This window comes from Microcystis sp. M31BS1 (assembly GCF_020245285.1).
Taxonomy (GTDB): domain Bacteria; phylum Cyanobacteriota; class Cyanobacteriia; order Cyanobacteriales; family Microcystaceae; genus Microcystis; species Microcystis panniformis.
The window spans coordinates 1-11,098 of sequence record NZ_JADBVE010000403.1; the positions used below are offsets into that span (position 1 = coordinate 1).

Genomic DNA, 11,098 nt, shown 5'->3' on the forward strand with positions numbered 1-11,098 from the left:
CTCAATTGTCTATCTTTTGGTATTAACCTGTTTGTGCCTTAAGTCCTTCCCTGTATGGATTTCAGCTACTTTTGAGCGTAGGCGCTCTCATCGAATTTTATTTTAAGTTAATTATTTGCATAACAATTCCCGAAGAGCCGTATTTTTACACCGTTTGTCTTGGGAAAACTTTAATGAATCTCAAGATTTGAAAGCGCAAGTAGAAAACTTTAAAGAGACTTATGGTTGTTAGCCAGCAATCCGTTCATGTCGATAAAATTTATCGAACCAGAGAAAACTTGGCATGGTGTAAGGAAGCGGATGCGACCCCGCGCCGTCGCACGGCGTCAGGGAACGCGCACCAAGCAAGAGGAATAAGATTAAGTGGATTACCATTGGGAAGACCACCGAAGAATCGAAGCGCTGAACTAAAAAAACAAGCTCAAGAGGACGAGAGTTTTCGCAATGCAATAGAAGGGAAATTCGGACAAGCTAAGAGAAGATTTGGTTTAAATCTGTGCATGACAAAACTACCTGAAACTTCAGAAACGTCCATTGCTCTTACCTTTTTGGTTGTCAATCTTTCCCGACTGCTTCGGCAGTTTTTTGGGCTTTTTTTGTCTTTCGGGCTTTTTCGGCGAACACATGAACTAAGATGCCGCCAACGCTTTAATAAAAATTATGTTAAAAGTGATTTTACTCAAGTAAAACTTATCACTTGGGCGACAAATTATTGGCACTCAATAGCATAATTCTTTGAGCGACTTTTTCAGCAAACCCTATTTACTCATAATTTCGGCGGGTTGCGAGTTAGGAATCGGTTCAAAGTTGTGGTCGTCAGCCAGATATTCCGGATAGGTGGAGAATTGGGGTAGTATTTCTAGGGTAAAAGCTTCGGCAGCTTTCGAGCGATAGCGATTCGGGTTAATAATTACCGACAAAGTGCGTCGTACTTCCACATCTTTAATTCGGGTAGCGTGGATAACTCCCATTTGTAGTTCTTTTTCGATCGCTGTCACCGAGACAAAAGCCGCCCCTAAACCGGATTGTACGGCATTTTTAATCGCCTCGATCGAGTTAAGTTCCATCTCCACTTTTAAGCGTTTGGTATCGATCTCGCAACGGGTTAAAACCTTGTCGATGACTTTGCGAATCGTCGATTGGGAATCGAGGGTGATAAATTTTAGTCGATATAAATCCTCTTTTTGAATCATTTCTACCTTAGACAGAGGATGAAAAATAGGCAGGACTAAAGCCAGTTCATCGTCTGCGTAGGGGATAATCCGCAGGGTTTCTTGTAATTCGGCGGGAACTTCTCCCCCGATAATGGCTAAATCCACTTGACCGTTAGCAACGCTCCAAGAGGTGCGACGGGTGGAATGAACTTGTAGCTGTACGGATACTTCTGGGTATTTTTGCCGAAAAATCCCGATCATGCGGGGAAGAAGATAGGTTCCTGTGGTTTGGGAAGCACCGATGATTAGGGTTCCCCCTTGCAGATTTTGTAGATCTTCGATCGCCCGACAGGTTTCTTGACAGAGAGTGATAATTTTTTCGCCGTAGCTTAAGAGTAGGTGTCCCGCTTCTGTTAATTGGGCTTTCCGACCGCCCCGGTCAAATAACGGCACATTTAGCTGTTTTTCGAGGTTTTGTACCTGAAGACTGACCGCCGGTTGAGATACATACAGGGTATCTGCCGCCCGTTTAAAGCTTCCTTCGGCAGCGATCGCTTTGAGAATTCTCAGTTGGTCTAGGGTGAAGGGAATGTCGGTCATAGAAAGCCTCAAAAACAGCGACAGGAGAAGGGGAGGACAATAGCGACAAATCTTAAGCCAGTGCCGATAAATACACTGAATTGACAGTACCACACCACGGGGATCAATGCTTCAGGTAGTTCCAGTTATCAGTTACCAGTTATCAGTTACCAGTTATCAGTTATCAGTTATCAGGAGTCTCCGAGTCTCCGAGTCTCCGAGTCTCCGAGTCTCCGAGTCTCCGAGTCTCCGAGTCAGGAAATAGGGTGGTCACTGCGTGCGCGTTGCGGGGAGTTTTGGGGTTTTGGGGTTTTGGGGTGTTTAAATTCCTCCACTTCCCCACTTCCCCACTTCCCCACTTCCCCACCCCTCACTGATCACTGAAAAAGGCTGCCCCAGCAATTATCGGGTTGACTTTTGTCTACCACTTAATCGTTCTTAACCAAGAATCTTAATGATATTTTAAGATTTTTTAACAAACCGCCCCTAGCCGAGATGAACGTATATTCTATAGGGGAGCGAGTGTAGATTCCTATTCCCGTTCGATCGCCCGCTAATTCTCTGGAGATCAGCACCCATGCTTACTTTGCTCCGTTCGCTGCTATTTTCCACCCTATTAAGTTTTGTTGCCCCCGTCCTCTTGGTAGGTTCTATTTTAGCTGCTTTATTGGCCACCAGTCATGTCCCTGGCTTTACTTGGGTTTCTCAGACCGGTTTTAGCCAAATACTGCAATTTTTAACCATTTTCGGCGACGGTTATCCCCTACAAGGAATGTTAACCATCGCTGTCACCTTTGCTTTTGTTGGCAGTTTATTCGATTTATTTAACTTTTACGTCTATCAAACCAATCGGGGACAGTAACAGGCAAAGGGTGATATTGACTGTCTAGAATGGGAATGAGGTTTTTATGGGATCGAATCGTCTATGCGCCCTATTTTCTGCCGTTTTTGGCTATTAACCCTGATTACGCTGCTGCTCACCCTGAGTATCGGGATGATCAATCCCCAACCCAGTTTCGGGCGCTCGTGGATGGATTTACTTTTTCGCGGTGTGCAGGTTATTCAACTTGCCACTATTTCTCCTCAGCAGGAAGTCGCCCTCGGTAGGCAGATTAATCAGGGTTTATTAGAATCAGGTAAGGTAAAACTCTCCAAAGATGCCAGAATTAACCAATATGTCCAAGAAATCGGACAGCGATTAGCGGCAACTAGCGATCGCCCTGACCTTCCCTACACTTTTCAAGTGGTGCGCGACAATAGCATTAACGCCTTCGCTACTATGGGCGGATTTGTCTATTTACACACGGGATTGATTAAAACTGCTGATAATGAGGCGGAATTAGCCAGCGTGATTGCCCATGAAATCGGCCATATCGTCGGTCGTCATTCTATCACCCAATTACGCAATACTGCCCTCGCCCAAGGACTTCTGAGCGCGGCGGGATTAGACACAAAAACTTGGGTACAATTGGGAGTCAATCTCGCCTATAATCTGCCCAATAGTCGCAAGGATGAATTAGAAGCGGACCGACTGGGTTTAAACAATCTAGCTGAGGCCGGTTATGCAGCCAAGGCCATGATCTCCTTTATGGGAAAATTAGCACAACAAGGCGGTTCTACCCCGACAATTCTCAGCACCCATCCTGCTACCGGCGATCGGATTTTGGCACTGCAAAAACAGCTTAATTCGGTTAATAACAAGCAGAATCAAGGTTTAGACGGGGATTATTACCAATTGCAGATTCGTTCTCTCCGCTAATCATACAATTTCCCGAAAGGATAAAAACTCGGCCACCGCTTGATTAAAAGTTTCAGGTTCCCCTAAAAATGCCCAATGATTACCCGGTATCTTTTTAATTTCTAGAGAAGTTAAATACTTTTTATAGGATTGAATTTGCCAAGCAGTGCGATTTAATCCCTGTTGGGGAAGGACTAATAAACTGGGAATATCTAAAGTTTTAGTTAATCCGGCAAACCCCATGACATCCTCAAAAATTTCCCCGCGTGCCGATAAAGTAAATTTACTGCTCCAACTGCCATCAGCTTTTTGTTCGATGGCATTTTTAAACACCTCTTGCTGTAAATTTGACCAACCTTTATATTGTTTTAATTGACGAGCGATCGCTTCTATGCTCTGATAACTATCAAAGGAGCGAGTAATCTTTAAAAAGGGCAAAACTTGATAGAGAATCGGAAAAGTTATCCTAATCCAACTAGGCATTTTATCGATAAAAAAGGGATCGACTAAAATTAAACTCTTAAATACTTCCGGCTGTTGAGTTGCCCAAATTGCCGCTATTTTAGCACTCCAAGAATGACCTAAAATATGTGCTTGCCTCCAACCTAAATGATTAATTAAAGCCCTTAAATCGCTGATATAATCCTGAAAGTGATAACCGGTTGCGGGTTTACCGCTTTCCCCATGTCCCCGCAAATCTGGGGCAATAACTTGATAATTTGAGCTTAAATAATCGCCCAAACTTGACCAAACCAAAGCATGATCCGCCATGCCGTGCAATAATAATAGAGGCATACCTCGATCGCTCCATTGTAAATAGGAAATTGCCATCGAGTTACTGGTAAAAGTCTGGCGTTGTGGCATAAATTCTCGGCTGATTTTTACTCTATAATTTACCTATCACTTAATAAAACTTCATACAATGGCACTACAATCGCCGCTCACTGCGACTAGCTTAGAACAATTGTCTTGGACATGGCAAGGTCACACCATCCCCTACACTGTGCGGGGAGAAGGACAACCCCTAGTCTTAATTCACGGTTTTGGCGCATCTATCGGTCATTGGCGCAAAAATATCCCCGTTTTAGCGGAAAATGGCTATCAAGTCTATGCCCTAGATCTTTTGGGATTTGGGGGTGCGGATAAGCCCGCTTTAGATTATAGTCTCGACCTTTGGCAGCGGCAAATACAAGACTTTTGCAGGGAAAAAATGGCAAGACCGGCAGTATTTATCGGTAATTCCATCGGGGGACTGATTACCTTAATGCTGATGGCAGAATCTCCCGAAATCACTGCCGGAGGAGTAATTATCAACTGTGCTGGAGGATTAAACCATCGTCCCGAAGAATTAAATTTTCCGCTGCGTTTAATCATGGCTGCCTTTACCGGTTTAGTTAGTTCTCCCGTGACAGGAAAGTTGATTTTTGAACAGGTAAGACAGAAAAATCGCATCCGGAACACCTTAAAACAGGTTTATCGGGATCATACCGCGATTACCGAGGAATTAGTCGAAATTCTCTATCAACCCTCCTGTGATGCGGGTGCGTGGGGAGTGTTTGCATCGGTGTTGACAGCACCCCCCGGACCTTCTCCCCAGGAATTATTACCGCAAATCGATCGCCCTTTATTGGTACTCTGGGGAGAGGATGACCCTTGGACACCGATCGCCGGTTCGGTAATTTACCAAGAAAGAGCTAAAATGGGAAATAATACCCAATTTTATCCGATTGCCAAAGCTGGTCACTGTCCCCACGATGAACATCCCGAAAAAGTTAATCAATTAATTTTGAGTTGGCTGTCGGAAATGAGGATTTAGTCAGTTATCGAAGATTTTAGCGATTAATAGTTACTGGAGAAATCTGCCAATCGGGGCGAAGATTTTTCGCCCCTTGCAGATAGACGTGCTGCATTTCCCCTTGTAGTTTGGGAGTATTAACGTGGAGAATTACGCGAATACACTTGTCCAGACTACCAGCGACGTGCATCTGTTGCACATCGAGGAGGGGGACATTTTGCCAATGGGGACGTTCGCGAGCGATAGCGGCGGGGAAAATCGCGTCTAAATCCTGAGTTGCCGTAAAGATAACACTAACAATATCATCGGGATCGAGACTATTGTGGATTTCGATCGCTTCGAGGAGTTCTGTTACTGCTTCTCGTATAGCTTCAATAGTATTAGCCGTTACTGTCGTTGCTCCCCGAATGGCTCGAACCTTCCACTGCACGATTGTCATCCTCCGCTAATCCTGATGAGTCAATTTTAGGGGTTAACGCGCCCTTTTTCTCGACTTTAATCTGGCCATCAGGGTCGGTATAACCACAATAGTTGTCCGTTAACTTCCAATTCAAATTCTAGGCGCTGTAGGGTTTTTTGTAATCCTAGGGGTATTGGGGAACGATTGCCCGTCAGACGACTGAGGAGGGGTTTCGGTTCTTCGATAGTCTGACATTTAGTTTTATCTGGGGGTAATCCTGCCAATTCTAGCGCCCAAAGTCGGGCATCTTCCTCGGTTCCCAAGCGATCAACCACTCCTAATTCTAACGCCTGTTGGCCGGTAAAAATGCGCCCATCGGCAAAACTTTTCACCTGATTGACATCTAAATTTCTCGCTCCGGCGACGGTTTGCAGAAATTGCTGATAACTGGTATCGATCATATCCTGAAGAATTCTTTCTTCCTCATCAGTTAATTCTCGATCGAAGGAGAGAATATCTTTATAGGGGCCCGATTTAATCACTTTAAACGAAACTCCCACCTTATCCAACAATCTTTCCAGATTGTTCCCTCTGAGGATAACACCGATCGAGCCAGTAATCGTGCCGGGGTTAGCCATAATATAATTAGCTCCCATACCGATATAAACGCCGCCAGAGGCGGAAATATTGCCAAAACTAGCGATTATTTTCGTGTTTTTTTGTAACCGCTTCAATGCTTCATAAATTTCTTGGGAATCCCCCACGGTTCCCCCGGGGGAGTCAATGCGGAGAAGTAGGGCGGGATATTGCCTTTCTTTGACGATTTCTAGGGCTTTTAAGACTCTTTTGCGGGTATCGGAGGCAATTGCACCTGTAATTTCTATTCGAGCGATTTGTTTGTGGGTTTTCGGTTTAAAAGGCCAGACCATCAGGTTTAAATATCTCTAAAAAAAGGACTCTTTCTAATCTAACGCTTTGATCGTTCCGGGTTAAGCAGACGTTATATTTCAGAATTTAAGGACAAAATGTCTGGTTAAGTGTTTGACATCCTCACGGCCAGGGCCGGACGGTGATGACTGGCAGCTCGAACAAGATTTATTCAGCAGACCCTAAGTAGGGCAAGGGGCAGTAGAAGCTGATAGGCAAATCGCCATTCGGAGCAATTACCGACCTGAACAAGGAAATTACAGATTTTTTCAAGCTAGGATCAAAGATTTTGTATCGAAAAATACAAAACTGGTCAAAGTGACTGTTTAGGATGGATTTTTTGAGAAGCTTAAGAACCGATTCATACGTCAAAGGAGTTTTCCATGCCCGAAACGCCACAAGAAGTCTTGAAAATGATTCAGGACAACAATATTAAGATTATCGACCTGAAATTTATTGATATGCCAGGTATCTGGCAACATTGCTCGTTCTACTACGATCAAATCGATGAAAGCTCTTTCAGCGATGGTGTTGCCTTCGATGGTTCCAGTATTCGCGGTTGGAAAGCAATTAACGAATCCGATATGGCCATGGTTCCCGATCCTACCACTGCTTGGATCGATCCCTTCTACAAGGAACCTACCCTAAGCATGATCTGTAGCATCAAAGAACCGAGAACTGGTGAATGGTATAGCCGCGATCCTCGCTCTATTGCTCAGAAAGCGATCGATTATCTTAGCAGTACCGGTTTAGGTGATACCGTATATTTTGGACCGGAAGCGGAATTTTTCCTCTTTGATAGCGCTCGTTTCGACCAAACCGCCAACGCAGGCTATTACTATATGGATAGTGTCGAAGGTCGTTGGAATAGCGGTAAGGACGAAAAAGAGGGAAATCTTGCCTATAAACCCGCCTACAAACAGGGTTATTTCCCCGTTAGTCCCACCGACACCTCTCAAGATATTCGCACGGAAATGCTCTTAACCATGGCCGACTGCGGAGTTCCCATCGAAAAACATCACCATGAAGTCGCTACTGGTGGTCAAAACGAGTTAGGGATTAAATTCTCTACCCTAGTACGGGCCGCTGACTACTTGATGACCTACAAATACTGCATTAAGAACGTGGCGAAGAAATACGGTAAAACCGTCACCTTTATGCCTAAACCCATCTTTGGTGATAACGGTTCCGGGATGCACGTTCACCAGTCTATCTGGAAAGATGGTCAACCCCTGTTCGCTGGGGATAAATACGCCGGACTTAGCCAAATGGCACTGCACTACATCGGTGGTTTGCTTAGACACGCTCCCGCACTCTTAGCTTTAACTAACCCCACCACCAACTCTTACAAGCGTCTCGTCCCCGGTTTTGAGGCCCCTGTAAACCTGGCTTACTCCCAAGGTAATCGCTCCGCTTCGATTCGGATTCCTTTATCGGGAAGCAACCCAAAAGCTAAACGTTTAGAATTCCGTTGTCCTGACGCGACTTCTAACCCCTACCTCGCTTTTGCAGCTATGCTCTGTGCGGGTATCGATGGAATTAAAAATCAAATCGAACCAGGGGAACCTCTCGATGTGGATATCTACGAACTCAGCCCCGAAGAATTGTCAAAAATACCCTCTACCCCTGGTTCTCTAGAAGCAGCTCTGGAAAGTCTCGAAAAAGATCACGCTTTCTTGACCGATTCTGGTGTCTTTACCGAAGACTTTATCCAAAACTGGATCACCTACAAACTCGATAACGAAGTTAACCCGATGCGCTTACGTCCTCACCCCTACGAGTTCTCTCTCTACTACGATGTCTAAGGTTTGATTGATTAATTATTAATCCTAGGGTAGGCTTTTGTCTGCCCTTTTTTCCGCATCAGCAAGTCAGTCCCGATGAAAAAATTTTCACCACCGCAGATGAAAGAGGTTTCCTTCCCCACACCCTGCCACCACCGAAAAACTTTTTGCCGCAAACCCTAGTATAATCCCTTGCTGCCAATTAAGTAGGGAGGCACAATTATTTGTAGGATGGGTTAGCGGTAGCGTAACCCATGCGGGCGTTGGGTTTCATGCTTCAACCCAACCTCCGTTCATCTTATATTTAATTCCACCCACCCACTTAGCATAAAATACGATTAATTGACTGGTATTTTGGGGCGATAGTTTATGGAACGCGGGTTATTGTGGACACCTTTATTAATTCTATTTATTTGGTTGGCTTGGAGTGGTTGGAATGAATACCAAAAAGTGGAAATCTATCGACAATGGGCGGAAAACTTCGAGCGAGCTAAGTATGATATATATTCTGTCTTAGGTCAAAAAGATAAAATTATCACTTGGGGAAAGCCAACTCGTAAGGGAGTGATTAATTTACAAACTTTTTCCCTAGAGGAGGTCAAAGAAATCCGTCTGTTAGTTAATAATCAAGTGGTGGATTTAGATGCTCTTCCCCCGCAGGGTTCCCCTTGCCTAGAATTTATCTTTAAGGAGCGATCGCCTGAAAGAATTCCCTTTACTGAAGTTGAATTAGCCAGTCGGTGGGCGAAATTTTTACAACAACAAATCTTAATTTAATGGCGATAATTTCTAGCGCAATCTTCCTGATCGCAGGATACCGACAACTAACCATAAACCGATAAAACTAGCTGTAGCAAATAATACGGTACTAATAATAGTTAATTGCCGAGATTGGGTGCTGGCCGTAACAATAGCAGCCCCGATAATTAAGGAACCAATAATCACACTAAAAGCTAGTCGATTGGCGGAATTATCTAAACTGCGACGGAGATTATCTAAGTCGCGAATTTTCAGATTAACATTTAAAGTTTCCGAGGTTAAACCATCTAGTAAAACTTCGATTTGACGGGGAGATTTCAGGGAAAAAGATTTCAAGTCTAAAACTGTTCTTAGGGCAGTTTGTAGGGGAGTGCTACCGATTAACTGTTGTTCAAGAATATTAGTTAATAGCGGTTTGACTTCCTCCAGGATATTAATATCAGGATTAAATTTTCGGGCAGTTCCTTCTAGATTAGCGAGACTTTTGGCAAATAAACCTAAATTACCCGGAAGTTTAATTCTATTGCGACGGGCAATTTGCAAAAGTTCATAAACCACCTCACTAAAGTTAATTTGATTTAAATTGAGGTTATAATATTTTCGCAACATCCGCTCATAATCCACCTCTAATTGTACTAAAGTAATCGGCACGACTGACTCGGATAGTTTAATAGTTAGTTGACTGCATCTTTTGGCATCTAAGTCAACAATTGCCAATAACAATTCTGTTAAAATTTGTTGAGTTTGCGGGTCTAATCTGCCCACCATACCACAGTCAATTAAAGCCACTCTACCATCATCAAGATAGAAAATATTACCCGGGTGAGGATCGGCATGAAAGAAGCCATCAATATAAATTTGTTGAAAAAATGACCGAAACAAAATCCTAGTTATTTCGCTTTTTCTTTGGGAAATTGCTTGCTCAGTTGGCGGTCTAGAAACATCAGCCTCTAAAATTTGTTTTCCTTCTAACCATTCTAACACTAATAGCTTGGAATTAGTTAAGTGCCAATAAATTTTAGGAATAACTAACTGCTTGGGTTCTGACCACCGACTCTGGGTTAAATTATAGCGTAATTGGTCAGTATAATGACCTTCTTGGGTGAAATCTAATTCCGCATTGACTGCTTTAATAAACTCCTCTGCTAAGTTAACAACGTCATAACTTTGACCAAATTCTGTTAGGGCAACTAAATCAGCAATTCCCTTAATTAAGGCACTATCTTGGGCGACAATTTTTTCGATTCCAGGACGCAAGACTTTAATCGCTACTTCCTCCCCAGATAATAAAGTTGCCCGATGAATTTGCCCGATTGATCCTGCGGCGATCGGTTGGGGATTAATATACTTAAATACCTCTTCGATCGGTTTGGCTAACTGTTCGGTGATGACTATTTCTATATCCGTCCAAGCAACGGGAGGAACTTGCGCTTGTAGGGCAGTTAAAGCCTCGATATAATTAGCAGGTAGCAGATCGGGACGGGTACTAAGTAACTGTCCCAATTTGACATAAAAAGGCCCCAATTCCACGAGGATTTTTTTGAGAACTTCTGGGGTAGGAATCTGGGGATTTTCTGTTTTTCCTAGGGTTAAAACCCCGCGCATATAGTCCCAACCGTTGCCGAGAACTATCTCAAGGATTTCTTTTTGTCTTTGACTGGTTTGGGGGAGTGAGAACACAGTATTATCAGTTATCAGTTATCAGTTATCAGTTATCAGTTATCAGTTATCAGTTATCAGTTATCAGTTATCAGTTTATCAGTGGGTAAGTTAGGTACTTATCGATGGGTGCATCCCACATTTGCAGGAACACCGATAATCAGCAATTATCAGTGACTTTTAAATTATTACAGATATATCAGCAGCTGCCTGTAAGCATCCCACCGAAAAACTAATGCGCGGGGGGTTTGGGGGCGGCGCCACGCCCCCAACGGGGGGTTTGGGGGGTAGAACCCCCCAAAA

Annotated in this window: 11 protein-coding genes and 1 pseudogene; 7 read left to right on the plus strand and 5 right to left on the minus strand. The window is 43.8% G+C overall.

The window, feature by feature from the left end:
- Positions 1 to 139: 139 nt before the first annotated feature.
- A pseudogene (locus tag IM509_RS22550) lies at positions 140 to 731 on the plus strand (transposase); the annotation flags it as partial.
- Between the two features lie 27 nt (positions 732 to 758).
- On the opposite strand, the gene IM509_RS22555 reads toward IM509_RS22550, so the two are convergent.
- Positions 759 to 1,754 (minus strand): LysR family transcriptional regulator, encoded by a 996-nt coding sequence (locus IM509_RS22555; protein ID WP_002759960.1) that lies wholly within the window; start codon positions 1,752 to 1,754, stop codon positions 759 to 761.
- A 106-nt stretch (positions 1,755 to 1,860) separates the two neighbouring features.
- Here IM509_RS22555 and IM509_RS22560 point away from each other — a divergent pair, with 106 nt between their 5' ends.
- The 3 genes from IM509_RS22560 to IM509_RS22570 all read left to right on the plus strand — a co-directional run bounded on the left by IM509_RS22560 (position 1,861) and on the right by IM509_RS22570 (position 3,492).
- Entirely contained in the window at positions 1,861 to 1,998 is a 138-nt protein-coding gene (locus tag IM509_RS22560) for a hypothetical protein (protein ID WP_158499367.1), read from the plus strand.
- Between the two features lie 312 nt (positions 1,999 to 2,310).
- Positions 2,311 to 2,595 carry a hypothetical protein gene (locus IM509_RS22565; RefSeq protein WP_052277378.1) on the plus strand — a complete coding sequence of 95 codons (285 nt, stop codon included), beginning with the start codon at positions 2,311 to 2,313 and terminating at the stop codon, positions 2,593 to 2,595.
- A 63-nt stretch (positions 2,596 to 2,658) separates the two neighbouring features.
- Complete coding sequence (locus IM509_RS22570) at positions 2,659 to 3,492, plus strand: M48 family metallopeptidase (RefSeq protein ID WP_052277377.1); 834 nt, start codon at positions 2,659 to 2,661, stop codon at positions 3,490 to 3,492.
- Here IM509_RS22570 and IM509_RS22575 read toward each other — a convergent pair whose 3' ends face one another.
- On the minus strand, positions 3,493 to 4,335 hold the full coding sequence (locus IM509_RS22575) for an alpha/beta fold hydrolase (protein WP_185237584.1): 843 nt from the start codon (positions 4,333 to 4,335) through the stop codon (positions 3,493 to 3,495). It abuts the gene before it with no gap.
- 58 nt (positions 4,336 to 4,393) lie between these two features.
- On the opposite strand from IM509_RS22575, the gene IM509_RS22580 reads away from it, so the two are divergent.
- Positions 4,394 to 5,287: an alpha/beta fold hydrolase gene (locus tag IM509_RS22580; RefSeq protein ID WP_185237583.1), complete on the plus strand. Its 894-nt coding sequence runs from the start codon at positions 4,394 to 4,396 to the stop codon at positions 5,285 to 5,287.
- Between the two features lie 16 nt (positions 5,288 to 5,303).
- Here the strand turns inward: IM509_RS22580 and aroH are convergent, their stop codons facing one another.
- Both aroH and sppA read right to left on the minus strand, forming a co-directional pair.
- Positions 5,304 to 5,705, minus strand: a complete 402-nt coding sequence (gene aroH, locus IM509_RS22585) for a chorismate mutase (RefSeq protein WP_072924912.1) — start codon at positions 5,703 to 5,705, stop codon at positions 5,304 to 5,306.
- 68 nt (positions 5,706 to 5,773) lie between these two features.
- Positions 5,774 to 6,595 carry a signal peptide peptidase SppA gene (sppA, locus tag IM509_RS22590; protein WP_002768456.1) on the minus strand — a complete coding sequence of 274 codons (822 nt, stop codon included), beginning with the start codon at positions 6,593 to 6,595 and terminating at the stop codon, positions 5,774 to 5,776.
- Positions 6,596 to 6,976: 381 nt separating this feature from the next.
- Between sppA and glnA the strand changes: the two genes are divergently transcribed.
- Both glnA and IM509_RS22600 read left to right on the plus strand, forming a co-directional pair.
- Entirely contained in the window at positions 6,977 to 8,398 is a 1,422-nt protein-coding gene (gene glnA, locus IM509_RS22595) for a type I glutamate--ammonia ligase (protein ID WP_052277375.1), read from the plus strand.
- 348 nt (positions 8,399 to 8,746) lie between these two features.
- A complete protein-coding gene (locus IM509_RS22600; protein ID WP_052277374.1) occupies positions 8,747 to 9,154 on the plus strand; it encodes a hypothetical protein in 408 nt (135 codons plus the stop codon).
- 12 nt (positions 9,155 to 9,166) lie between these two features.
- Here the strand turns inward: IM509_RS22600 and IM509_RS22605 are convergent, their stop codons facing one another.
- Complete coding sequence (locus IM509_RS22605; protein ID WP_052277373.1) at positions 9,167 to 10,816, minus strand: ABC1 kinase family protein; 1,650 nt, start codon at positions 10,814 to 10,816, stop codon at positions 9,167 to 9,169.
- Between the last annotated feature and the right edge of the window lie 282 nt (positions 10,817 to 11,098).

What these genes read in the sequence shown, in the direction of transcription:
- IM509_RS22555 (WP_002759960.1), bottom strand. Translation starts at nt 1,754, where the DNA reads ATGACCGACATTCCCTTCACCCTAGACCAACTGAGAATTCTCAAAGCG.
- IM509_RS22560 (WP_158499367.1), top strand. Translation starts at nt 1,861, where the DNA reads ATGCTTCAGGTAGTTCCAGTTATCAGTTACCAGTTATCAGTTACCAGT.
- IM509_RS22565 (WP_052277378.1), top strand. Translation starts at nt 2,311, where the DNA reads ATGCTTACTTTGCTCCGTTCGCTGCTATTTTCCACCCTATTAAGTTTT.
- IM509_RS22570 (WP_052277377.1), top strand. Translation starts at nt 2,659, where the DNA reads ATGCGCCCTATTTTCTGCCGTTTTTGGCTATTAACCCTGATTACGCTG.
- IM509_RS22575 (WP_185237584.1), bottom strand. Translation starts at nt 4,335, where the DNA reads ATGCCACAACGCCAGACTTTTACCAGTAACTCGATGGCAATTTCCTAT.
- IM509_RS22580 (WP_185237583.1), top strand. Translation starts at nt 4,394, where the DNA reads ATGGCACTACAATCGCCGCTCACTGCGACTAGCTTAGAACAATTGTCT.
- aroH (WP_072924912.1), bottom strand. Translation starts at nt 5,705, where the DNA reads ATGACAATCGTGCAGTGGAAGGTTCGAGCCATTCGGGGAGCAACGACA.
- sppA (WP_002768456.1), bottom strand. Translation starts at nt 6,595, where the DNA reads ATGGTCTGGCCTTTTAAACCGAAAACCCACAAACAAATCGCTCGAATA.
- glnA (WP_052277375.1), top strand. Translation starts at nt 6,977, where the DNA reads ATGCCCGAAACGCCACAAGAAGTCTTGAAAATGATTCAGGACAACAAT.
- IM509_RS22600 (WP_052277374.1), top strand. Translation starts at nt 8,747, where the DNA reads ATGGAACGCGGGTTATTGTGGACACCTTTATTAATTCTATTTATTTGG.